Annotated in this window: 21 protein-coding genes; 7 read left to right on the top strand and 14 right to left on the bottom strand. The window is 62.6% G+C overall.

Features of this window, described 5'->3' with window-relative positions; all coding sequences use genetic code 11:
• Window positions 1-104: 104 nt before the first annotated feature.
• On the bottom strand, window positions 105-320 hold the full coding sequence (gene rpsU / locus AB7M33_RS06885) for a 30S ribosomal protein S21 (protein ID WP_003255575.1): 216 nt from the start codon (window positions 318-320) through the stop codon (window positions 105-107).
• Window positions 321-524: 204 nt separating this feature from the next.
• Here rpsU and tsaD point away from each other — a divergent pair, with 204 nt between their 5' ends.
• A complete protein-coding gene (tsaD, locus tag AB7M33_RS06880) occupies window positions 525-1,550 on the top strand; it encodes a tRNA (adenosine(37)-N6)-threonylcarbamoyltransferase complex transferase subunit TsaD (RefSeq protein WP_099452716.1) in 1,026 nt (341 codons plus the stop codon).
• Between the two features lie 6 nt (window positions 1,551-1,556).
• On the opposite strand, the gene plsY is transcribed toward tsaD, so the two are convergent.
• On the bottom strand, window positions 1,557-2,126 hold the full coding sequence (gene plsY, locus AB7M33_RS06875; RefSeq protein ID WP_027594376.1) for a glycerol-3-phosphate 1-O-acyltransferase PlsY: 570 nt from the start codon (window positions 2,124-2,126) through the stop codon (window positions 1,557-1,559).
• A gap of 74 nt (window positions 2,127-2,200) precedes the next feature.
• On the opposite strand from plsY, the gene folB reads away from it, so the two are divergent.
• On the top strand, window positions 2,201-2,557 hold the full coding sequence (gene folB, locus AB7M33_RS06870) for a dihydroneopterin aldolase (protein WP_033703061.1): 357 nt from the start codon (window positions 2,201-2,203) through the stop codon (window positions 2,555-2,557).
• Window positions 2,548-3,057, top strand: coding sequence for a 2-amino-4-hydroxy-6-hydroxymethyldihydropteridine diphosphokinase (folK, locus tag AB7M33_RS06865; RefSeq protein WP_027594378.1), 510 nt, complete (start codon window positions 2,548-2,550; stop codon window positions 3,055-3,057). Before folB ends, folK begins: the two co-directional genes overlap by 10 nt.
• A 138-nt stretch (window positions 3,058-3,195) precedes the next feature.
• Here the strand turns inward: folK and AB7M33_RS06860 are convergent, their stop codons facing one another.
• The 11 genes from AB7M33_RS06860 to AB7M33_RS06810 all read right to left on the bottom strand — a co-directional run bounded on the left by AB7M33_RS06860 (window position 3,196) and on the right by AB7M33_RS06810 (window position 17,181).
• Window positions 3,196-4,314, bottom strand: a complete 1,119-nt coding sequence (locus AB7M33_RS06860; protein WP_454242610.1) for a multifunctional CCA addition/repair protein — start codon at window positions 4,312-4,314, stop codon at window positions 3,196-3,198.
• A 60-nt stretch (window positions 4,315-4,374) separates the two neighbouring features.
• Entirely contained in the window at window positions 4,375-5,943 is a 1,569-nt protein-coding gene (locus AB7M33_RS06855; RefSeq protein WP_027594380.1) for a SpoVR family protein, read from the bottom strand.
• On the bottom strand, window positions 5,940-7,211 hold the full coding sequence (locus AB7M33_RS06850) for a YeaH/YhbH family protein (protein ID WP_027594381.1): 1,272 nt from the start codon (window positions 7,209-7,211) through the stop codon (window positions 5,940-5,942). The genes AB7M33_RS06855 and AB7M33_RS06850 overlap by 4 nt, the downstream gene beginning before the upstream one ends.
• A gap of 119 nt (window positions 7,212-7,330) precedes the next feature.
• A complete protein-coding gene (locus AB7M33_RS06845) occupies window positions 7,331-9,253 on the bottom strand; it encodes a PrkA family serine protein kinase (protein ID WP_027594382.1) in 1,923 nt (640 codons plus the stop codon).
• A gap of 283 nt (window positions 9,254-9,536) precedes the next feature.
• Window positions 9,537-9,866, bottom strand: a complete 330-nt coding sequence (gene glpE / locus AB7M33_RS06840) for a thiosulfate sulfurtransferase GlpE (RefSeq protein ID WP_027594383.1) — start codon at window positions 9,864-9,866, stop codon at window positions 9,537-9,539.
• Window positions 9,867-9,880: 14 nt separating this feature from the next.
• Window positions 9,881-10,747 (bottom strand): symmetrical bis(5'-nucleosyl)-tetraphosphatase, encoded by an 867-nt coding sequence (locus tag AB7M33_RS06835; protein ID WP_027594384.1) that lies wholly within the window; start codon window positions 10,745-10,747, stop codon window positions 9,881-9,883.
• Window positions 10,747-11,127 carry a Co2+/Mg2+ efflux protein ApaG gene (gene apaG / locus AB7M33_RS06830; RefSeq protein WP_027594385.1) on the bottom strand — a complete coding sequence of 127 codons (381 nt, stop codon included), beginning with the start codon at window positions 11,125-11,127 and terminating at the stop codon, window positions 10,747-10,749. The genes AB7M33_RS06835 and apaG overlap by 1 nt, the downstream gene beginning before the upstream one ends.
• Before the next feature lie 163 nt (window positions 11,128-11,290).
• Complete coding sequence (gene rsmA / locus AB7M33_RS06825) at window positions 11,291-12,091, bottom strand: 16S rRNA (adenine(1518)-N(6)/adenine(1519)-N(6))-dimethyltransferase RsmA (RefSeq protein WP_027594386.1); 801 nt, start codon at window positions 12,089-12,091, stop codon at window positions 11,291-11,293.
• Window positions 12,088-13,077 carry a 4-hydroxythreonine-4-phosphate dehydrogenase PdxA gene (gene pdxA, locus AB7M33_RS06820; protein WP_099428175.1) on the bottom strand — a complete coding sequence of 330 codons (990 nt, stop codon included), beginning with the start codon at window positions 13,075-13,077 and terminating at the stop codon, window positions 12,088-12,090. The genes rsmA and pdxA overlap by 4 nt, the downstream gene beginning before the upstream one ends.
• Window positions 13,074-14,393 carry a peptidylprolyl isomerase SurA gene (gene surA / locus AB7M33_RS06815; protein WP_027594388.1) on the bottom strand — a complete coding sequence of 440 codons (1,320 nt, stop codon included), beginning with the start codon at window positions 14,391-14,393 and terminating at the stop codon, window positions 13,074-13,076. The genes pdxA and surA overlap by 4 nt, the downstream gene beginning before the upstream one ends.
• Window positions 14,374-17,181 (bottom strand): LPS-assembly protein LptD, encoded by a 2,808-nt coding sequence (locus AB7M33_RS06810; RefSeq protein ID WP_027594389.1) that lies wholly within the window; start codon window positions 17,179-17,181, stop codon window positions 14,374-14,376. The genes surA and AB7M33_RS06810 overlap by 20 nt, the downstream gene beginning before the upstream one ends.
• Window positions 17,182-17,311: 130 nt before the next feature.
• Between AB7M33_RS06810 and AB7M33_RS06805 the strand changes: the two genes are divergently transcribed.
• Genes AB7M33_RS06805 through AB7M33_RS06795 form a run of 3 tightly spaced genes read left to right on the top strand, consistent with a single transcriptional unit; the run spans window position 17,312 to window position 19,765 of the window.
• Window positions 17,312-18,331 (top strand): aminoglycoside phosphotransferase family protein, encoded by a 1,020-nt coding sequence (locus AB7M33_RS06805; RefSeq protein WP_186681353.1) that lies wholly within the window; start codon window positions 17,312-17,314, stop codon window positions 18,329-18,331.
• Complete coding sequence (gene murU / locus AB7M33_RS06800; RefSeq protein WP_027594391.1) at window positions 18,328-18,999, top strand: N-acetylmuramate alpha-1-phosphate uridylyltransferase MurU; 672 nt, start codon at window positions 18,328-18,330, stop codon at window positions 18,997-18,999. The genes AB7M33_RS06805 and murU overlap by 4 nt, the downstream gene beginning before the upstream one ends.
• 1 nt (window position 19,000) lies before the next feature.
• Window positions 19,001-19,765 carry a TerB family tellurite resistance protein gene (locus AB7M33_RS06795; protein WP_027594392.1) on the top strand — a complete coding sequence of 255 codons (765 nt, stop codon included), beginning with the start codon at window positions 19,001-19,003 and terminating at the stop codon, window positions 19,763-19,765.
• 139 nt (window positions 19,766-19,904) lie between these two features.
• On the opposite strand, the gene AB7M33_RS06790 is transcribed toward AB7M33_RS06795, so the two are convergent.
• Window positions 19,905-20,903 carry an alpha/beta hydrolase family protein gene (locus tag AB7M33_RS06790; protein WP_454242609.1) on the bottom strand — a complete coding sequence of 333 codons (999 nt, stop codon included), beginning with the start codon at window positions 20,901-20,903 and terminating at the stop codon, window positions 19,905-19,907.
• Window positions 20,904-20,996: 93 nt separating this feature from the next.
• Between AB7M33_RS06790 and AB7M33_RS06785 the strand changes: the two genes are divergently transcribed.
• Entirely contained in the window at window positions 20,997-23,384 is a 2,388-nt protein-coding gene (locus AB7M33_RS06785; RefSeq protein ID WP_085274076.1) for a PAS domain-containing sensor histidine kinase, read from the top strand.
• The last annotated feature ends 2 nt before the right edge of the window (window positions 23,385-23,386 follow it).

The raw sequence follows: 23,386 nt of genomic DNA, 5'->3' as shown, positions 1-23,386 counted from the left end.
GGCCTTGAGCTAGCTGCCCAAGTTTGAAGCAGTTGTGAAGCAACCGCTGCCATCGGCCCGGCGGTGAGCCGGGCAGGGCAGAAGCTTTGCGTAGAACGTCTGTATTAGTACAGACGAACGGCGCGGCGCTGTTCGCGCTGAACTTTCTTGGCGTGGCGCTTAACAGCAGCAGCTGCTTTACGCTTACGCTCGGCGGTCGGCTTCTCGTAAAACTCGCGGCTACGAACTTCAGCCAGTACACCGGCTTTTTCGCAGGAGCGCTTGAAACGACGCAGAGCTACGTCGAAGGGTTCGTTCTCTTTAACTTTGACGGCTGGCATCCAGGGCTACCTTAATTCATTACCGGGGTAGACGTGCTCCTGGCAAAACAAAGGTGTGCTGGAGAACGTCGGTTTTCAAGGGTTGCGGATGTTAACCCTTAGCTGGCCGGAATGCAAAGCCTCTGATCGAAAACCGCTGGTCGGCACCCGACACGGCGACTATCATGCGCGGCTTCGAATTCAGCCCCCACAAGGGACGAGCCCATGCTAGTACTGGGATTGGAAACATCCTGCGACGAAACTGGCGTCGCATTATATGACAGCGAACGCGGTTTGTTGGCCGACGCGCTGTTCAGCCAGATCGACCTGCACCGCGTGTTTGGCGGTGTGGTACCGGAGCTTGCCTCACGCGATCACGTCAAGCGCATGCTGCCGTTGATTCGCCAGGTATTGGACGAGGCTGGCTGCGTCGCCACCGAGATCGATGCCATCGCCTACACCGCGGGTCCTGGGCTGGTCGGCGCACTGCTGGTCGGCGCGTCCTGCGCCCAGGCCCTGGCGTTTGCCTGGGACATCCCGGCCATTGGCGTGCACCACATGGAAGGCCATCTTCTGGCGCCCATGCTGGAAGAAAACCCGCCCGAGTTTCCGTTCGTCGCTTTGTTGGTGTCGGGTGGCCATACCCAGTTGGTCAGGGTCGATGGCATCGGCCAGTACGAGCTGTTGGGCGAAAGCCTGGACGACGCAGCCGGTGAGGCGTTCGACAAGACCGCCAAGCTGATCGGCCTGAACTACCCCGGCGGCCCGGAAATCGCCCGGCTGGCCGAGCAGGGCGTGCCAGGGCGGTTTGTTTTCCCACGGCCGATGACCGATCGCCCGGGGCTGGAATTCAGCTTCAGTGGCCTCAAGACCTTCGCCCTGAATACCTGGCAGCAGTGCCGTGATGCTGGCGACGACGGTGAGCAAACCCGTTGCGACGTGTCGCTGGCATTCCAGCAGGCGGTGGTGGAGACTTTGACCATCAAGTGCAAGCGGGCTTTGAAGCAGACGGGCCTGAAGCGGCTGGTGATTGCCGGTGGTGTCAGCGCCAACAAGGCCTTGCGTGCCTCGCTCGAGGAAATGCTGGCTGGCATGAAGGGCAACGTGTACTACGCCCGCCCGCAGTTCTGCACCGACAACGGCGCGATGATCGCCTATGCCGGCTGCCAGCGCCTGTTGGCCGGGCAGCAGCAGGACCTGGCGATCAGCGTGCAGGCGCGCTGGCCGATGGAGCAGTTGCCGCCGGTCTGAAAGTTGTCAGAAGTGGCGTTCACGCCCGGCGAACAGGTCGCGTAGGTTGTTGCGGTGGCCCCAGACGATCATCAGCGTGAGCACGCTGATCGGCAGCAATGCCTCGGGTTCGCGCCAGGCGAGCAGGGGCAAGGTCAGCGGCGTGGCAATAAGCGCCGCCAGTGAGCTGGTACGTGTGAGGTAGAAGGTCAGCAACCAGGCAGCGATGGCCAGCAATGCCGCCGGGAAGTACAGGCCCATGAGCATGCCGGCCGCGGTTGCCACGCCCTTGCCGCCCTGGAAGCGAAAGTACAGCGGGAACAGGTGGCCCAGCACCGCGCACACGCCAACCCAGGCCTGCTCCTGCAGGTCGAGGCCGGCAGCGCGGGCAAGCAATACGGGCAACAAGCCCTTGCACAGGTCGCCAAGCAGGGTCAGGATCGCCAGCTTGCGGCCTGCCAGGCGAAGCATGTTGGTGGCCCCGGCATTGCCTGAACCGCTGGCACGGGGGTCCGGGCTGCCGAAAAGGCGGCTCAGGACAATGGCGAAGGACAGCGAGCCGAGCAGGTAGGCGAGCAGCGCCAATAACCAAAACATGCTAACTATTCCGGGCGAGGACGCCCTGATTCTAACGGCGCCAGTCGCCCTTGTCGTGCTGTGGAGAGAAGTGCTTGGACAGAGTGTTCATCGAAGGCCTGGAAGTCGATACCGTCATCGGTGCCTATGACTGGGAGCGGGATATTCGCCAGTGCTTGCGCCTGGACCTGAGTTTTGCCTGGGACAACCGCCCGGCAGCGGCCGGCGACGATCTCAGCCTGGCGCTGGACTACGCCAGTGTTTCGGCGCGTATCCAGGCATTTTCCGAACAGGCACGCTTCGAATTGGTAGAAACCTTCGCCGAGCGCCTGGTCGCGGTGCTGATGGAAGAATTCCAGATTCCGTGGGTGCGGTTAAAGCTGACCAAGCCAGGCGCGGTTCCGGCTGCCCGTGGCGGTGTTGGCGTGGAGATCGAGCGCGGATGTCTCTGAACACGGTTTACCTGGGCTTGGGCAGTAACATCGACCGGCATGCGCACTTGTGTGCCGGGCTCGATGCCTTGGCGGGCATTCTTACCGACATGCGCTGTTCGCCAGCGTTCGAAAGCCAGGCGGTTGGGATCAAGAGTGGGCCGTTCATCAACTTCGTGGTGACCGGCAAGACCGATTTGCCGTTGATGGAGCTGGACCGCCGCCTCAAGTTCATCGAAGCCGACAACGGCCGTTACGCGCCAGAGCGTAAAGGGCTGCCGCTGGATATCGACGTGCTGCTGTATGACGATCTGCACGGCACGTTCGATGGGTTGGTGCTGCCGCGGGCCGAGATTCTGAAAAACGCGTTCGTGCTGTGGCCATTGTCGCTGCTGGCGCCAGAGCTGGTGCACCCGGGGGTGGGAAAGCCGATGGCGCAGGTGTGGCAGGAGGCGCGGATCGATCAGGTGTTGGCGCCGGTTGCCTTTGAGTGGCGCGGGTTGCAACTGACACCTGCCTGATCCGAACTCTTTTGTTGCCTGAGCGGGCCTCTTCGCGGGTAAATCCGCTCCCACAGGGACCGCACAGGTCTAGAGACCAGTGATATTCCTGTGGGAGCGGGTTTACCCGCGAAAGGGCCAGGCCAGGCAATCGATAAATCAGCCTTCTGCACTACCCTTGTAGGCAACAAGCGCCTTCAACCGCTCACCTTTGAGTGCCTCCCCCAACGCCTGCCCGGTCAGCCCATCCTGCACCAGCGGCTTCACATCCACCGCCCTCGCCGCCGCCGCTGCGCCCCTTAGGTAATCAGCCTGTGGATAAGCCCGCTCGCCCTGACGGGCACGCGCATCCATCTCGCAGGCGCTGAGGAAGTCATCAAAACGCTGTGGCCGGCGGTACACATCGAACTTCTGCAACAGCCCCAGCACTGCCTCAGGATCCAGCTCAAAGGCCTCGTTGCAGTGTGTCAGGCAATCACCCACCAGCATGGCCAGCTCCTGGCACTCGCGCGGTGCCTTGAAGCGCTGGCTGACCGCCTTGATTACAGCCGGCTGCAACTCGCGCAGCAGGCAAGCCCAGCGCACGTGCAGCGGTTGACCGTGCAGCGCAGCCTGCTCCAGGCCTGCCAGGGCGTGGGGGCTGTCGTTGAGCTCAGGCAGCAGCTCCTGCAAGGCATCGCACGCGTGCAAGACCTCGAAGAACACCTGGGGTTGCGGCTCCATCAGCGCGCGCTCGATCTCTTTCCAGCTGCGCTCAGCGGTGAGCGCTTGCAGCTCGCCGGAGGCGCTGATCTGACGCATCAGCGCCAGCGTCTCGTCAGCGACCTTGAAGCCGAGGGGGGCGTAGCGTGCGGCAAAGCGGGCAACCCGCAGCACCCGCAGCGGGTCTTCGGCGAATGCCGGGGAAACGTGGCGTAACAGGCGCCTGTCGAGATCTTCTTTGCCGTGGTAGGGGTCGTACAGCGTGCCCGCATCATCCTCCGCCATCGCATTGATGGTCAGGTCGCGGCGGATTAGGTCTTCTTCGAGGGTGACGTCGGGGCTTGCATGGAAGGTAAACCCGCCATACCCCCGCCCGCTCTTGCGCTCGGTGCGCGCCAGGGCATATTCCTCACCGCTTTTGGGGTGGAGGAAAACCGGAAAATCAGCCCCCACCGGGCGATAGCCCAGGGCTTGCATCTGTTCGACGGTCGCGCCAACCACCAGCCAGTCGATATCGCTGACGGGGCGCCCGAGCAAGCGGTCGCGCACGGCGCCGCCGACTTTGTAGATGTGCATGTACAGCCTCCATAACTGCCCACAGGATAACCTGTTGGCAGTCATGCAGGGGCAGCAGTGCTAGAGGTGGTGGATGACGGCCAGGTCCATGCGGCCATAGTCGGCGCTTTCGCTGTGCTCGCCGCGGGGTGGCATGTGGTGGGTCTTCATGACCTGGTCGCCCTGAACGGTCTCCAGGTGGATGTCGAAGCCCCACAGGCGATGCAGGTGCTTGAGCACTTCCTCGGTCGAGTCGCCCAGGGGTTTGCGGTTGTGCTGTTGGTGGCGCAGGGTCAGTGAGCGGTCGCCGCGCCGGTCGATGCTCCAGATCTGCACGTTCGGTTCGCGGTTGCCCAGGTTGTATTGCGCCGCCAGCTGCTCGCGGATGACCCGATAACCGGTCTCATCATGGATGGCGGGCACCAGCAGGTCATCGCGCTGGTCGTCGTCCAGAATGCTGAACAGCTTGAGGTCGCGGATCACCTTGGGCGACAGGTACTGCAGGATGAAGCTCTCGTCCTTGAAGCTGCTCATCGCGAACTTGATGGTCGATAGCCAGTCACTGCCGGCAATGTCGGGGAACCAGTGGCGATCCTCCTCGGTAGGGTTTTCGCAGATCCGGCGGATGTCGGTGTACATCGCGAAGCCCAGCGCATAGGGGTTGATGCCGTTGTAGTACGGGCTGTCAAAGCCTGGCTGGAACACCACGCTGGTGTGCGATTGCAAGAACTCCATGATGAAACCGTCGGTGACCAGGCCTTCGTCATACAGGTCGTTCATCAGGGTGTAGTGCCAGAAGGTAGCCCACCCTTCGTTCATGACCTGGGTCTGGCGCTGCGGGTAGAAATACTGGGCGATCTTGCGCACGATGCGCACCACTTCACGTTGCCAGGGCTCGAGCAGCGGGGCGTGTTTTTCGATGAAATAGAGGATGTTTTCCTGAGGTTCGGCGGGGAAGCGCGCATCATCGCGGTCGCCGCCTTTTTCTGCGCCCTTGGGAATGGTGCGCCACAGGTCGTTGATCTGCCGCTGCAGGTGCTCTTCACGCTCTTTTTGCCGGCGCCGTTCCTCTTCGGCGGAAATGGGGTAGGGGCGCTTGTAACGGTCGACGCCGTAGTTCATCAGGGCGTGGCAGGAGTCGATGAGGTCTTCGACCGCATCGATGCCGTGGCGCTCTTCACATTGGGCGATGTACTGCTTGGCGAACACCAGGTAGTCGATGATCGAACTGGCATCGGTCCAGGTGCGGAACAGGTAATTGCCTTTGAAGAAGCTGTTATGGCCGTAGCAGGCGTGAGCAATCACCAGCGCCTGCATGCACATGGTGTTTTCTTCCATCAGGTAGGCGATGCACGGATCGGAGTTGATCACGATCTCGTAGGCCAAGCCCATCTGGCCCCGACTGTAGGATTTTTCGGTGCTGAGGAACTGTTTGCCATAGGACCAGTGGTGGTAACCCAGCGGCATGCCGACCGAGGCGTAGGCATCCATCATCTGCTCGGCGGTGATCACTTCGATCTGATTGGGGTAGGTGTCCAGGGCGTAACGCTCGGCCAGACGACTGATTTCCCGGTCGTAAGTCTGGATCAGGTCGAACGTCCACTCGGACCCGGTGGAAATGGGTTGGCGTTTCTGAGCTCTGGCGGTCATGTGGCTAACCTGCGCTGGAAGAGTTCACGGAAGACCGGGTAGATGTCGCCGGCCGATACCAACTGCTGCTGGGCGAACGTGTCGGGGAAGCCCTCGCCGATTCGCTCGTACTCGTACCACAGCGCCTGATGCTCACGGGGGGTGATCTCAACGTAAGTGTAGTACTGCACGTGCGGCATGATCTGCTTGGAGAGGATCTCGCGGCAGATCGGCGAGTCGTCGTTCCAGTTGTCACCGTCAGAGGCTTGCGCGGCGTAAATGTTCCAATCGCTGGCCGGGTAGCGCTCGGCCATGATTTCCTGCATCAGCTTGAGTGCGCTGGAGACGATGGTGCCGCCGGTTTCCCGCGAGTAGAAGAACTCCTCTTCGTCCACTTCACGCGCACTGGTGTGGTGGCGGATGAAGACCACTTCGATACGGTCGTAATTGCGCTTGAGGAACAGGTACAACAGGATGAAAAAGCGCTTGGCGATGTCTTTGGTGGCCTGGGTCATGGAGCCGGACACGTCCATCAAGCAGAACATCACCGCTTTCGAACTGGGGTTGGGCTGCTTGACCAGCAGGTTGTACTTCAAGTCGAAGGTATCGAGGAAGGGCAGGCGGTTGATGCGCGCCTTGAGGCGTTCGATCTCTTGCTCGACTTCCTGGATGTCCGTGAAATTGTCAGGTTCCTCGACCTTCAGGCGGTCGAGTTCTTTCTGCGCCTCACGCAACAGGGCGCGGCTGCTGCCGGTCAGGGCGATACGCCGGGCATGGGCCGAACGCAGGGTGCGCACGATGTTGATGCGCGAGGGGTTGCCTTCGTTGGCAATACCGGCGCGTACGGTCTTGAAGGTGTCGGCACCGGTCAGGTGACGTTTGACCAGGTTGGGCAGTTCGAGGTCTTCGAACATGAACTCGAGAAACTCTTCCTGGGTGATCTGGAAGACGAATTCGTCCATGCCCTCGCCGGAGTTGCCGGCTTTGCCGCGGCCACCACCACCACCGCCCCCTTGAGGCCTGGGGATGTGTTCGCCGGCAGTGAATTCCTTGTTGCCAGGGTGCACGATGGTCTGCTTGCCGCCACGACCGTGGTGCAACACCGGTTCATCGATGTCCCGTCCCGGAATGCTGATTTGCTCGCCATGCTCCATGTCCATGATGGAGCGGCGGCTCACGGCCTCTTCGACGGCCTTCTTGATGTGGTCACGGTAGCGCCGCAGAAAACGCTGGCGGTTGACCGTGCTCTTGTTCTTGCCGTTCAGGCGTCGGTCGATTACGTAGCTCATGGTCCCTCCGGTAGCTGGGAACAGCTGCACGCTTCAAGCTACGAGCTGCACGTAAAAGCAGCTGCCGCCGCCCGAGGCTGGCACTGCAGCCTTGGGCGTGCGGTGTGTAGCTTGCCGCTTTATTGCGATTTCCTGACCCGCAGGTACCATTCCGACAGCAGACGAACCTGCTTGTCGGTGTAGCCACGCTCCACCATCCGGGTGACGAAGTCGTTGTGTTTCTTCTGGTCTTCCTTGCTGGCCTTGGCATTGAAGCTGATGACCGGCAGCAAGTCTTCGGTGTTGGAGAACATTTTCTTCTCGATCACCACCCGCAGCTTTTCATAGCTGAGCCAGCTCGGGTTCTTGCCGTTGTTGTTGGCGCGTGCGCGCAGTACGAAGTTGACGATCTCGTTGCGGAAGTCTTTCGGGTTGCTGATGCCGGCCGGCTTCTCGATCTTTTCCAGCTCTTCGTTGAGGGCAATGCGGTTGAGGATCTCGCCGGTTTCCGGGTCGCGGTATTCCTGGTCCTGGATCCAGAAGTCGGCGTACAGCACATAGCGGTCGAAGATGTTCTGGCCGTATTCGCTGTAGGACTCCAGGTAAGCGGTCTGGATTTCCTTGCCGATGAACTCGATGTAGCGCGGCGCCAGGTATTCCTTCAGGTAGCGCAGGTAGCGTTCGCGCACTTCGGCCGGGAACTGTTCCTGTTCGATTTGCTGTTCGAGCACGTACAACAGGTGAACCGGGTTGGCTGCGATTTCGTGTGGGTCGAAGTTGAAGACTTTGGAGAGGATCTTGAACGCGAAGCGGGTCGACAGGCCGTTCATGCCTTCGTCGACACCTGCCGAGTCGCGGTATTCCTGGATCGACTTGGCCTTCGGATCGGTGTCCTTGAGGTTTTCGCCATCGTAGACGCGCATCTTCGAATAGATGTTGGAGTTCTCTGGCTCTTTGAGGCGTGAGAGCACGGTGAACTGGGCCAGCATCTTGAGGGTGTCGGGCGCACAGTGGGCCTTGGCCAGCGAGCTGTTGACCAGCAGTTTGTCGTAAATCTTGATCTCGTCACTGACACGCAGGCAGTAGGGCACCTTGACGATGTAGATGCGGTCGATGAAGGCTTCGTTGTTCTTGTTGTTACGGAACGTGTGCCACTCCGATTCGTTGGAGTGGGCCAGCAGGATACCGGTGTAGGGAATCGCCCCCAGCCCTTCGGTACTGTTGTAGTTACCTTCCTGGGTCGCCGTAAGCAGTGGGTGCAGGACCTTGATCGGCGCCTTGAACATCTCGACGAATTCCATCAGGCCCTGGTTGGCCCGGCACAGCGCACCCGAATAGCTGTAGGCGTCGGCGTCGTTCTGTGGGTATTCCTCGAGCTTGCGGATGTCCACCTTGCCGACGAGGGCCGAGATGTCCTGGTTGTTCTCATCGCCAGGTTCGGTCTTGGCAATGGCGATCTGGTTGAGGATCGACGGATAGAGTTTGACCACTTTGAACTTGGAGATGTCGCCGCCGAACTCCTGCAGGCGCTTGGTGGCCCAGGGCGACATGATGGTGTTCAGGTAGCGCCGTGGGATCCCAAACTCTTCCTCGAGAATGGCCCCATCTTCGGTGGCGTTGAACAAGCCCAGTGGCGATTCGAATACAGGTGAGCCCTTGATGGCGTAGAAGGGCACCTTTTCCATCAGTTGCTTGAGCTTTTCGGCCAGCGACGACTTGCCGCCACCTACCGGGCCCAGCAGGTAAAGGATCTGTTTCTTCTCTTCCAGGCCCTGCGCCGCATGGCGGAAGTACGACACGATCTGGTCGATGCATTCTTCCATGCCATGGAAGTCTTCAAAGGCCGGATAGCGCCTGATCACCTTGTTGGAGAAGATCCGCGATAGCCTGGAATTGTTAGAGGTGTCGACAAGCTCCGGTTCGCCGATGGCCAGCAACAGCCGTTCTGCCGCCGATGCGTAGGCGCTGCGATCCTGCTTGCACAGCTCGAGGTACTCCTGCAGCGAAAGTTCTTCCTGGCGGGTGGACTCGAAACGTTGTTGGAAGTGGCTAAAAATGCTCATGACGTCACCTCGCTCGATACGTGGAGACGACGCCGGATCAGTCAGCTGATGCTGGCATGCAACCGGGTTCGCCGATTGCTGTATACCCCCCAGAACACCCTTGAAACGCTACCGATGACCCGCACGCCGGTGTACCGGCTCTCCCCTTTTTTGGATGGCCTGGGCTTAAGGATAGTTGGTAATACGCAAGGTCAAGGGCGTGAGGCCGAGAAGTTGCTCGCGACCGTTCGTCAGGTGAGCCGCGAGCCCGCATGGGGCGCGGGCTGCAGTAAAAATGAAAAAATTATTCGGCAGCGCCTTGGGCGGTCTCGGCCGGGTAGGTGGCGCGCCACAGCTCAAAGCCGCCATCGACGCTGTACACCTCTGAAAAGCCCTGGCCCGCCAGGTAGGCGGCAGCGCTCTGGCTGGAATTGCCGTGGTAGCAGACCACCAGGGTCGGTGCATCGAGGTCGGCGTTGCGGATGAAATCGGCGACCGAATGGTTGTCCAGGTGGGTGGCGCCGCTGATGTGGCCGGCGGCAAAGGCTTGTGGGTCGCGAATGTCGACCACTACCGCACCTTGCGCGCGCAGGGCCAGAGCCTGCTCGGGAGGGATGCGTTTGAATTCGCTCATGGCTACGGTTTCCTTCAGGGCTGATCGTTGATTCTAGTGGGTTGTGCCGGCGGGCGTACGGTGCCGTCGTCGGAACAGTCGCAGCGATGGTATTCACCGCTGTCGACGTTGTAGAGGGTCATGGCACCGCCCCACACGCAACCGGTGTCCAGGGCGATGATGCCGGGCTCGTCGACGCGCCCTTCAAGAGCGGCCCAATGGCCGAAGATGATCTTCACGTGGCGTGAACGGCGGTCCTTGTGCGCATACCAGGGCTTGTAGCCTTTGGGGGCGGTGCCCAGGCCTTCCTTGCTCTTGAGGTCGAGCTTGCCCTCGGGCGTGCAGAAGCGCATGCGCGTGAGGTAGTTGGTGATCACCCGCAGGCGCTCGATGCCGGTGAGGTTCTTGCTCCACTTGTTGGGCTCGTTGCCGTACATGCCGTCGAGGTAAAGCTTGAGCCGGCCGTCGTCGCGCAGTGCTTCCTCGACTTCGGCGGCGAGCTCCAGGGCTCTGCCCAGGGTCCATTGTGGCGGTATGCCGGCATGCACCATGGCAATGCCGCGGGGCTCGTCGTAGTGCAGCAGTTTTTGCCGGCGCAGCCAGTCGAACAGCAGGTCGGCATCCGGCGCTTCGATGATTTCGCGCAGGGTGTCGCTTTTTTTCAGGCGTTCGACGTTGTGCCAGGCGGCCAGCAGGTGCAGGTCATGGTTGCCCAGTACGCAGACCAGCGATTGGCGGATCGAGTAGAGGAAACGCAGGGTCTCCAGCGATTCGGGGCCACGATTGACCAGGTCGCCGACCAGCCACAGGCGGTCGACGGCGGGGTTGAAGCGAACACGTTCGAGCAGGCACTTGAGCGGTTGCAGGCAGCCTTGCAGGTCACCGACGGCGTACGTTGCCATCAGTGCAGGGCTCCAGGTACCGCCAGGCGGAAGGGCGCGATCTCGGCGTCGAAGCGTTTACCGTCTTCGGCGAACATCTGGTAGCTGCCCTGCATGGTGCCCACGCGGGTGCTGATGACCGCGCCGCTGCTGTAGGTGTGGCTCTGGCCCGGGTCGATGTTAGGTTGCTGGCCGACCACGCCGGCGCCGCGCACTTCTTCGACTTCACCGTCGCCGTTGGTGATCAGCCAGTGCCGGGACAGCAACTTGGCTGTGACAGAACCGTTGTTTTGCACGGTGATGGTGTAGGCGAAAGCGAAACGACTGTTCTCGGGGTCGGATTGTTCTTTGAGGTAACGGGTCACGACGCTGACGTCGATCTGGTAACGGGGATCGGACATGCAAAGGCCTTGGGCGAACTGACGCAATAATGCAGTCTAGGCCATTGGCGGGGGGGAGGGCCAGCGGTGTGGTCGCGGGCAGGTATGTGCAGGCGGGGTGGGGTGGCAGTGCCGGCCTCTTCGCGGGCAAGTCGGACCGCGAAGAGGCCGTAAAAGGCGCTAATCAGGCTTGCTGATCGGCCAACTGGTCAGCCAGGCGCACGAAGGCGGCCAGGTCCAGCTGTTCAGGCCGCAGGCTGCCATCTACGCCAGCGGCTTCGATCGCCTGGCTGTCGAGCAGGCCTTTAAGGGTGTTGCGCAGTGTCTTGCGGCGCTGGTTGAAGGCTTCGCGAACGACACGCTCCAGCAGCAGGTGGTCCTTGGCCGGGAACGGCAGCACTTCGTGTGGCACCAGGCGCACGATGGCCGAGTCCACCTTCGGCGGCGGGTTGAACGCGCCAGGGCCAACGTTGAACAGGTGTTCGACCCGGCAGTGGTACTGCACCATGATCGACAGTCGGCCCCAATCACCGCCACCTGGGCCTGCGGCCATGCGCTCGACCACTTCCTTCTGCAGCATGAAGTGCATGTCGCGGATCAGGCCGGCATGGCTGAGCAGGTGGAAGATCAGCGGGGTGGAGATGTTGTAGGGCAGGTTGCCGACCACCTTGAGGCTGCGCGGTGGCACACCCAGCTGGTTGAAGTCGAACTTCAGGGCGTCGCCCTGGTGCAGGCGGAAGTTGTCGCGCCCGGCAAACTTGTGCTGCAGGATCGGCACCAGGTCCTTGTCCAGCTCCACTACGTCCAGTTGCGCGCCGCTGCCCAGCAGGCCCTCGGTGAGGGCACCCTGGCCCGGGCCGATTTCCAGCAGGTGTTCACCTGCCTTGGCGTTGATGGCGCGCAGGATGCGGTCGATGATGCCGGCGTCGTGCAGGAAGTTCTGGCCGAAGCGCTTGCGCGCCCGGTGTTGGTATTGCTCGTTCATGGTCGGTTCTCGGCCATCTGGTAGGCGGTTTCCAGCGCGACCCGCAGGCTGCCGGTGTCGACCTTGCCGGTGCCGGCCAGGTCCAGGGCGGTGCCGTGATCGACCGACGTGCGGATGATCGGCAGGCCCAAGGTCACATTGACTGCGGCGCCGAAACCTTTGTACTTGAGTACAGGCAGGCCTTGGTCGTGGTACATCGCCAGCACTGCGTCGCAGTGCTCCAGATATTTGGGGGTAAACAGGGTATCGGCCGGCAGCGGTCCGCGCAGGTCCATGCCTTCGGCACGCAGGCGGGCCAGTGTCGGTTCGATGATGTCGATTTCTTCGCGGCCCAGATGGCCGCCTTCTCCGGCGTGCGGGTTGAGGCCGCACACCAGGATGCGAGGGTTGGCAATGCCGAACTTGTCGCGCATGTCGGCATGCAGGATGCGGGTGACACGCTCGACGCGTTCGGCCGTGATGGCGTCGGCAATGTCGCGCAGCGGCAGGTGCGTGGTCACCAGGGCCACGCGCAGGCCACGGGTCGCCAGCATCATCACCACCTGTGCGGTGTGGGTCAGCTCGGCCAGAAACTCGGTATGCCCGGAGAAGGCAATGCCGCTTTCGTTGATCACACCCTTGTGCACCGGGGCGGTGATCATCCCGGCGAAATGCCCGTCGAGGCAGCCGTTGCCGGCGCGGGTCAGGGTTTCCAGCACGAAGCCAGCATTGGCCTTGTCCAGTTGCCCTGCCGTCACGGCGGTGGCCAAGGGCGTATCCCACACGTACAGGCTGCCCGCAGGCGCGGGCTGGTCGGGCCAGTGCCCCGGCGCTACCGGCAGCAGGTTGACGGCCAGCCCCAGCTGCGTGGCCCGCTCGGCGAGCAGGTCACGGCTGGTGATGGCGATCAGGGGGTGGGGCTGGGCGTCTGCGGCGAGCAGCAAGCACAGGTCAGGACCTATGCCAGCTGGCTCGCCGGGGGTGACGGCGAAGCGCAGGGGCTTCACTGGGCGGCCTGGTCGGCGCCAGGCAGCTTGATTTCAACGTAGGCTTCGTCGCGGATCTGGCGCAGCCAGGTCTGCAGCTCTTCGTCGTACTTGCGGTTGCGCAGCACATTCATGGCCTGCTGCTCGCGTGCCTGCTCGGTGCTGTCGGTGGCGCGGCGGCCCAGCACTTCCAGAACATGCCAGCCGTACTGGGTTTTGAACGGCTTGGTCACCACACCTTGCTGGGCGGTGGCCATCTGCTCGCGGAACTCCGGTACCAGGCTGTTCGGGTCGACCCAGTTGAGGTCGCCGCCGTTGAGTGCGGAGCCCGGGTCTTCCGAGAAGCTCTTCGCCAGTTCGCCGAAGTCTTCGCCGTTCTGGATACGGTCGTACAGGCGCTCGGCCAGCTGCTTGGTGGCCGCTTCGCTGCGGATTTCGCTCGGCTTGATCAGGATGTGGCGGACATGCACTTCGTCACGCAGCACGTTCTCGCCGCCACCACGCTTCTCCTCGAGCTTGAGCAGGATGAAGCCGTTGGGGATGCGGATTGGCTGGGTGATGTCGCCGACCGACATGTTGCTGAGCATCTTGGCGAAGTCAGGTGGCAGCTGGCCGGCTTTACGCCAGCCCATTTCACCACCCTCAAGGGCGTTTTCGCTGGCCGAGTTGGCAATCGCCACCTGGCCGAAGTCCGCGCCCTGGCGCAGTTGCTGGTAGAGCTCACCGACCTTGCGCGCCGCTTTCTGGATGTCGTCCGAATTGGCGGCTTCCGGGGTCGGGATGAGGATGTTGGCCAGGCGGTACTCTTCCGAGAGCTGCATCTTGCCCAGGTCCGAGTTCAGGTAGTTTTTCACTTCCTGCTCGGAAACCTGAATGCGCTCGGCCACACGGCGCTGACGCACGCGGCTGATGATCATTTCGCGCTTCACCTGCTCGCGCGCGTCGTCGAACGACAGACCATCATGGGCGAGGGCTGCGCGGAACTGGTCCAGCGACATGCCGTTGCGCTGGGCAATGGTGCCAATGGCCTGGTTCAGCTCCTCATCGGTGATGCGGATACCGGAGCGCTCGCCGATCTGCAGCTGCAGGTTCTCGACGATCAGGCGCTCGAGCACCTGCTGTTCCAGAGCGCTGGTCGGTGGCACGCCGGCGCCACGCTTGGCGATGGTTTGCTGAACTTCGTGGACGCGCTGGTCCAGTTGGCTCTGCATGACCACGTCGTTGTCGACGATGGCCACCACTTTGTCCAGGGGTTGTACCGCGGCATGCACCGCGCCACTCAGCAATGCAGCGCCCAGCAACACTGGGCGCAGACGATCAATAAGCTTGGTCTTCACGTGTACGGTAACCTTGAATGCCTTCGTCGAGGAAAGATTCGACCTTGTTGCCTACTACACCACCGAGGCCTTTCAGCACGATCTGCAGGAAGATACCGTGGTCGCCTTTTTCGTTCTGCGGGAGTGCCTGGCTGAAGTCGTCGTAGTCGATCCAGTAACGGTTGACCAGGCGCAGCTTCCAGCAGCAGTTGTCGTATTCGAAACCGCCCATGGCTTCCAGGGTGCGGTTGCGGTTGTAGTCATGCTGCCAGCGAGCGATCACGCTCCACTGTGGAACGATCGGCCAGATGACCGAGAAGTCATGCTGTTGGATCTTGTAGTAATCCTTGATGTAGTTCGGATCACCGGGCGTGCCGTAGTCGCCGCCACCCACTTTCCAGGTACCCGTGGTCGAGTCGTAGGCAATGGTGTCGTTGCGGTAGCGGTAGCCGAGGTTGACGATCTTGTTCGGATTGTCTTCAGGCTGGTAGTGGAACATCGCGCTGCCCGAGCGGGTGCTGCGGCTGTCCGGGTCCCAGTTGAAGTCCGAATTGAAGCGCCAGTCGCGGTTGAAGTTGTAGCTGTACAGCAGTGCGTACGGCGACACGTCAGACTGCGAGTCCTTGCGGGTGCGGTAGTCGATGCCTGGCAGTTGGACCTTGCGGTCCTTGAAGTACAGCGCCTGACCGATGCTGAAGCTCTGACGCTCGAAGCCGTTGTCTTCGATCCAGCGCGTGGTCACGCCCAGCGACAGCTTGTTCTCGTCGCCGATGCGGTCGGTACCGCTGAAGCGGTTGTCGCGGAACAGCGAGTCGTAGCTGAACAGGGTTTCGCCCGAGTCGAACAGCGGGATGTCCTTCTGGTCCTCGTAAGGGACGTAGAGGTAGAACATGCGCGGTTCGAGGGTCTGGCGGTAGTTGGTACCGAACATCGACGTGTTGCGATCGAAGTACAGGCCGCTGTCGACGCTGAAAATCGGAACATCGCGGTTCAGGCTGCTGTTGAAGTCGCCGTTGAGCGCGACCGAGGCTGGGTTGTTGGCGATGTCGCTCTTGCCCTTGCCATCCAGATCGAGGTCATAGTGGGTGTACATGTACTTAAGCTTCGGCGTGATGTAGCCGTAGCTGGCTTGCATAGGCAAGCTCATGGACGGGGCAACGTTCAGTCGCGTGCCGTTGGCGCGGGCAACACCGAAGATGTTCTCGTCCAGTCGACGGCCAGGAACGCCGGCACTTGCGTCAGGGTTGCCATCTTTGTCGAGTACGAAGTCGTTTTTCAGGTCACGATCAAAGCGAACCGCTTCAGTCTCATACCCAAAATTCAAACCACCCGGCTGGAACGGCAGTGCGCCATTGAGGGTGATCTGCGGCAGACGGTCATACGGCGTGATTTGCGAGATGGTCGCCATCTCGTAGGCATGCACGTTCAACCGTGCGGTATAGCTGTCGCCACGGTAGGTCAGGGCACCCTGCTGGTTGAGCAGGTCACGGCTTTCGACGCCGATCTGGTCGGACTCCAGGTCCTGGAAGTAGAACGGGTCGCTGATGTCGGTGTAGTCCACCTCGGTCATCAGGCGCTCGTCCAGCCCGCCCTTGTGCTGCCAGTTGACCATCCAGCGCTGATCTTTGTAGTCAGTCTGGTCTTTACGGTCGTCGTCCTTGTCGTTCAGGTACGCGCCGCCGAACTGGCCTTCGCTGGATGGGGTCAGGTAACGGAACTCACCTTCCATCAGCAGGCCGCGCTTGGTCATGTAGCGCGGGTACAACGTGGCGTCATAGTTGGGCGCCAGGTTGAAGTAGTACGGCGTGACCAGCATGAAGCCGGTGTCGCTGCTGCTGCTGAACGACGGCGGCAGGAAGCCGGACTGGCGACGGTCGTCGATCGGGAAGTAGATGTACGGTGTGTAGAACACCGGGAAATCCTTGACCCGCAAGGTAACGTTGGTCGCGGTACCGAAGCCGGTCGCCGGGTTCAGGGTGATGTTGTTGCCCTTCAGTTGCCAGGCGTTGCTGCCCGGTTCGCAGGTGGTGTACGTACCGTCTTTTAGACGGATGATGGCGTTTTCGCCACGCTTGGCGTACAGGGCGTTGCCGCGAATGTGCGACTTGTGCATCACGTATTCGGCGTTGTCGACCTGGGCTTCACCTGTGTCGAGCTGGATCTGCGCCTCGTCACCCACTACCAGCGAGCCGTTGTCACGGATCTTGACGTTGCCCTTGAGCTCGCCACGGTTCTCGGTCTGGTAGAGGTTGGCCTCGTCGGCCTCGGCCTGCATGCTGCCTTGGCGCATGACCACGTTACCGGCGAGGGTAGCGATCTGCTGCTCCTGCTGGTACTTGGAAACCTTGGCATTGATGTAGGTCGGCGATTCGTCCTTGGGCGTGGTGTCGGCCATGCCTGGGCGGGTCGGCTCGATGTACGCGCCACCGCAGTACGGGCCGGTTTCGGCCAGCTGGGCTGCGGTGAGCTTGTCACGGGGGACCCAGTCCAGGTGGCTGTAGTCTTCGCTGCGCGACTTCAGGCCACGGCCCTTGGCCTCGGTGACCAGCATCGGTTTGTCCGCGGTTTCGGCCTCGGCCGCCTGGGCCTCGGTGCCGGAACTGAGGGCAGCACCCTCGTGCACCGGACGCGGCGGCAGGTTGTTGACTGGAGTCTTGGGCTTGCAGTCCCAACCGCCGGAGGCGGACACTTGGCAGTCGAACTGTTCGGCTGCCACGACGTACGACGTGGCCAGAGGTTGCAGGGCCAGCAAACCGCCGGTGACCAGCAACGGAAACTTTCTACGAAACGCGGGGGATTTCAATGCCATCTTATTAGTCCGGGCTTCCTGCGTGCCATCTGCCCGCGTGTGGGGCCGCACGCCTCTCGATGGTCTGAAAAAGATGCTGGATAATAAAGCATGACCCGCTTGACGGCTAGGGCCGTCGGAGACCCTTGTAATGCCTGATCACGATGTACGCTTGCAACAACTGACTGTCTGGCTCGATGAGCAGCTCAACAATCTTTTTCTGAAAAACGCCTGGGGCGAAGTGCCAGCAGGTAGCCTGACGGCCGCCAGCAGCGATGCGAGCTTCCGTCGCTACTTCCGCTGGCAGGGCGCTGGGCGCAGTTTCGTGATCATGGACGCCCCGCCGCCGCAGGAGAACTGCCGACCGTTCGTCGCCATCGATCACCTGCTGGCCAGTGCCGGTGTGCATGTGCCAGTGATCCATGCAGAAGACCTGGAGCGCGGTTTCCTGCTGCTGGGCGACCTGGGCCATCAGACATACCTGGACATCATTGATGCCGACAACGCCGATGCCCTGTTCAGTGACGCCATCGATGCGCTGCTGGCGTTCCAGCGCCTGCCGATGGACGCGCCACTGCCGAGCTATGACGACGCCCTGCTGCGCCGTGAAGTCGAACTGTTCCCGGAGTGGTACGTCGGGCGGGCGCTTGGCCTGACCCTTACCGAAGCCCAGCAAGCCACCTGGCAGCGTGTGAGCCAGGCGCTGATCGACAGTGCCCTGGCCCAGCCCAAGGTGCTGGTGCACCGCGACTACATGCCGCGCAACCTGATGCAGAGCACGCCAAACCCAGGCGTGCTGGACTTCCAGGACGCCGTTTACGGCCCGGTCACCTACGACATCACCTGCCTGTTCAAGGATGCCTTCCTCAGCTGGCCACAGGCCCGTGTCGAAGCCTGGCTGCGGGATTACTGGCAAAAGGCGCAGGCGGCCGGCATTCCGGTACAGGCCGACTTCGAGGCGTTCCACCGTGCCAGCGACCTGATGGGCGTGCAGCGCCACCTCAAGGTCATCGGTATTTTCGCCCGCATCTGCCACCGCGACGGCAAGCCACGCTACCTGACAGACGTCCCGCGCTTCTTCGCCTATATAGATGAAGTGATCAAGCGCCGCCCCGAGTTGGCGGAGCTGGGTGAACTGATCGCGGAACTCCAGGCCGGAGCGCGTGCATGAAGGCGATGATCCTGGCGGCAGGCAAGGGCGAGCGCATGCGCCCTTTGACCTTGCATACCCCCAAACCCCTGGTGCCCGTCGCCGGTCAGCCGCTGATCGAATACCACCTGCGTGCCTTGGCGGCTGCGGGGGTTACCGAAGTGGTGATCAACCATGCCTGGCTCGGCCAGCAGATCGAAGATCACCTGGGCGATGGCAGCCGCTTCGGCCTGAGCATCCGCTATTCACCCGAGGGCGAGCCGCTGGAAACCGGTGGCGGGATCTTCAAGGCCCTGCCGTTGCTGGGCGAGGCGCCGTTTCTGCTGATCAATGGTGACGTCTGGACCGACTACGATTTCGCTCGCCTGAAAGCGCCGCTTGCGGGCCTGGCGCATCTGGTGCTGGTCGACAACCCTGGCCATCACGGCCGTGGCGACTTCCGCCTGGTAGCCCAGCAGGTCGTTGATGGCGACGACGCACCGGGTACCCTGACCTTCAGTGGCCTGTCGGTGCTGGACCCGGCGTTGTTCGCCGGTTGCCAGCCGGGTGCTTTCAAGCTGGCACCCCTGCTGCGTCAGGCCATGGCGCAGGGCAAGGTCAGTGGTGAGCACTACCGTGGCCATTGGGTCGACGTCGGTACGCTCGAGCGCCTGGCGCAGGCTGAACGCCTGATCGGCGAGCGCGCCTGACATGTGGTGGCCAAGCACGGTAATTGGTGCCGGTGCCGGTTTTGCCGTCGCCAGCATCCCGGGCGCCCTGCTCGGTGCCCTGGTAGGGCAGGCCATGGACCGGCGCCTGCAGGTGCGCGGCTGGGAGGACCTGCGCGAGCGCTTGGGCGGGCGCCCGGCCTTGCGTGACGAAGAATTGCTGTTCGTGCTGCTGGGCAGGCTGGCCAAGTGCGATGGCCGGGTTGCCGAGCAGCATATCCAGCAGGCACGCCAAGAGATGGTGCGCCTGGACCTGGCCGACGCGGCCCGGCTGCGGGCGATTGCCGCGTTCAACCGCGGCAAGGCCGGCAAGGACCGACTGGCCGGCCACCTGCGTCGTATCCGCGAGCAGCCGCATGCCGCCGAAGGGACCTTGCGCGCCTGTTGGCGCATGGTCTGGGCCGACGGCAAGGTCGGCGCCAAAGAGCGCGACTTGCTGTTGGACTGGGGGCAGACGCTGGGCTTGAGCCGGCGGCAGGTACAAGCCATGTCGCTGGAGTACGAGCCGCGCAAGTCCGGGCTGGACGGCGGCACCATGACGTACGCGGCAGCCATGCGCCTGCTGGCCGTGGAGGCAGATACCGAGGGCGACAAGGTCAAGCAGGCTTATCGCCGGCTGGTTAGCCGCCATCACCCGGACAAGCTGGCGGGCAGCGGTGCCACGGATGCCCAGGTGCGTGCAGCGACCGAGCGGACCCGGGAGTTGCATCAGGCGTATGCGCTGATTCGCAAGCGGCGGGGGTTGTAGAAAAGCGGGGGCGCTTTGCGCCCCTTTTCGCGGCGCAAGGCCGCTCCCACAAGTGCTGTGCATCCCTCGGGCTTTGCGCGAACTTGTGGGGGCGGCCTTGTGTCGCGAAAGGGATGCAAAGCACCCCATCGATTTCAGCTCACTCTTGCGGGTTCATCCACCCGCGCACCCGGCGGAACAATTGCTCCTGTTCAGCGGCCTTGTTACCGGGCATTGCAATCAGCGACAACTGGCGGTACTGGCTGTCCTTCTGCCGTTTGCTGGCCTGCAAGCGCAGTTCCGCTGCACGGCGATCGCCCGTGCGGGTGGCGTAATACACGTCGGCGGTCGGCACCTTGGGGGTCGGCGCGAGGCTTTCCAGGTCATGTTCCACCCGGGCCGGCGTCTGCGCGGCGATCATCACCAGCTTTTGCACCTGCGCGGGTTGTTTCTCGCTCAGGTAGCGGGCTGCCCAGTACGCGCCACTGCCATGGCCGATCAGCACGATGCTGCGTGAGTCATGCTGTTGCGCGTAAGCCACCGCCGCGTCGAGGCGGGCGAAAATACGTTCGGCGTCGGCCGGGTCATTCTGCTCGCTGGCCTGTGCGGCATCGGTGCTTTCTGCTGTGTCGGGGTCGGCGGCAGTCGCCTGGGCGACGTTGGCGTTGGCATCGGTCGGTGTGTCTTTGACGGGCGCTGTTTCGCCCTCGTCCTTGGCAGGGGCCGCTGCGGGCTTGGCTTCGACACGCGCCTGCGGGCTGTCGGTAAGCAGGTCGGGCAGGCTGACGCTGAGGCTGTGCCAGCCCACATCGGGGAACTTGCGCCGCAACGGGCCGACGGCGTTCGGCCAGTCGGCCGTTTCACCGGCACCGGGCACGAGGATCACCGCACCTTTGGGGTCGTTGCTGTTGGCCGGCTTCCACAGTGCCAGGAAGCTTTCGGCACCTGCCTGCAGGGTTTGCTGCTCGGCCTTGGGTACCAGGCGTTCCAGGGCCAGGGCGTCTTCCTGGCTGCGTTCCAGCAGGGGCGGGCGGGTGGCTTCGGCCGGTGGGGCCTCGGCGGTGGTCGGTGGTTTTTCAGCGTCGGCGGCCATGGCGCCGAGCGGAAGGATCGAGGCTAGGCAGCACATTGCCAGCGTCGTGCGATAAAGTGTGGACATGCGTCAACCCAAGGCCAGAATGATACCGGCAGCCTAATAGTATTTGCCCGCGACGGCCATGTTAGGGCCGCCCTTGCCAAGACGAGCGTGTAGATGAAGCGAATGCGTCGCCTGTTGGTTATCGGCTGCTTGTGGCTACCCTTGATCGCCTTGGCAAGGCCTGAAGCCGTGCCGAGCGTTGCCCTTGAGCCCGCGCAACAGCAGTGGTTGGACACCCACCGCAGCCTGCGCGTCGGCCTGGTGCTGCAAGCGCCTTATGCGCAGTTCGACCGGCGCTTGCAGCAACTGTACGGGGCCAACGTCGAGTTGGTGAACGCGTTGGCGCAGGCACTGAGGCTGGACCTCACCTGGCGCAACTTTGCCGACCAGGCCAGCCTCGAGCACGCGTTGCAGGCCGGTGAAATCGATTTCGCCCCCGGCCTGACACAAACCCCGGCAAGCCTGCGCCTGTGGCTGTTCAGCGACCCGTACATGCGCGTGCCACAGTTGGTGGTCGGCCCACGCACAGGCGCCATGGCCGTCGAGCTGGAAAAACTCGAACCCGATCAGCGCGTCGCGGTGCGCATGCCCAGCCCATTGGCGGACTACCTGCGCAGCAACTACGGCACGCTCAACCTGCAGGGCGTGCCCAACGAGCGCGAAGCCTTGCAGTTGGTCGTGGGTGGCCAGGCCAGCTACGCGGTGCTCGATGAAGCCCAGCTCAGCCGCCTGTCGCGTGAAAGCGAGTTCGGCGAGCTGGCGGTGGTTGGCGATATTGGCCTGCCGCAGCTGCTGCGGGTGGGTTCGCGGCGCGACTGGCCGTTGCTGGCCGACGTGCTCGAACGGGGTCTGCAGGCCATGCCGGCCAAGGCCTTGGAGCAACTTCACCAACGCTGGTTGCAACCCAAGTACCCACGCTTGAGCGAGTCGGCAGGCTTCTGGCAAAACCTCGCCATGCTGTTTGGCATGTTGTTGCTGTGTGCGCTGGCCACGTTGATCTGGCAGCGCCGCCAGCAGCGCCAACTGGAACGTAGCCTGCTGGCCACCCGTGAGAACCTGGCTGAGCGCCAAGTGCGTGAAGAGGCGCTGCGGCTGAGCCAGTTCGCCATCGACCAGAGCACCGTGGGCATTTTGTGGGTCAATTGGGACAGCCATGTCCGTTATGCCAACCATGCCGCAGAGCGCATGCTGGGCTATGGTGAGGGCGCGTTGCTGGAACGCCCGCTGAGCGACTTCGAGCCAAACTTGAACATGGACCGTTGGCTGGAGCTGTGGCGCGGCGCGCGGGCGGGCGAAGGGGGTGTGGGGCAATTCGAGACTCACTGCCAGCGCGCCGACCTCAGCGTGTTGCCGGTGGAGCTTTCGTTAAGCTTCCTGCGTTTTCGTGATGCCGAGTACCTGGTGGTGTACATCGCCGATGTCACCGAGCGCCACCGCGCACTGGCAGCGCTGCGCGAAAGTGAAGCGCGCCTTAAAGGCATCGCCGGCAACGTGCCGGGGCTGGTGTTCCGGCTGGAACGTGACCCGGCCGAAGGCGACCTGGAGTTCCCCTACATTAGCGAAGGCAGCGAGGCCTTGGTCGGCTACGCACCTGCCGAAATCCAGCACCCCCACATGGGCCTGCGCAACCTGGTGCACCCCGAAGACCGCAGCGACTATCACCGGGTGCAGGACCTGGCCCTGGCCAGCAACCAGGACTGGTCCTGGCAAGGGCGCATCCTCACGCGCCAGGGGGAACAGCGTTGGGCCGACATCAAGGCCAGTACCCGGCGCCTGGCCGATGGCCGGGTGGTGTGGGACGGTATTGTCTGGGACATCACCCAGGGCAAGCGGGCAGAACTGGCGTTGGCGCGCTCCCAAGAGCAACTGCGCGAACTGTCGGCGCACCTGGAGAGCGTGCGCGAAGAAGAAAAGGCCCGCATCGCCCGCGAAGTGCACGATGAGCTGGGGCAGATGCTGACCGTGCTCAAGCTCGAAGTCTCGATGTGTGAGCTGGCCTTTGCCGAGCTGGACCCGGGGCTTAACGAGCGTTTGTCGAGCATGAAGCGCCTGATCGCGCAGCTGTTCCAGCTGGTGCGCGATGTGGCCACGGCATTGCGCCCGCCCATTCTCGACGCTGGTATCGCCTCGGCCATCGAGTGGCAAGCACGGCGTTTCGAGGCGCGTACACAGATTCCCTGCCTGGTGCAGGTACCGGATAATCTGCCAGCATTGAGTGATGCCAAGGCGACCGGGCTGTTTCGTATCCTTCAGGAGGCGCTGACCAACGTCATGCGCCATGCCCAGGCGCACAGCGTAGAGATCGAGCTGGTGCGTGAAGCGGGGCAATTGCGCATGACCGTCAGCGACGACGGCACGGGTTTTTGCCGCGATCAGACCCGGCCCACCTCGTTCGGCCTGGTGGGCGTGCGCGAGCGCGTGCTGATGCTAGGTGGCAGCATGACGCTGGACAGTGAACCGGGCGAGGGCACCAGCCTGAGCGTGGCCATTCCGTTGGAGTAGGA

It is taken from the genome of Pseudomonas sp. Y3 TE3536 (assembly GCF_053629175.1).
The sequence above is the reverse complement of the archived record's forward strand: the minus strand, read 5'-3'. Positions and strand labels throughout refer to the sequence as shown.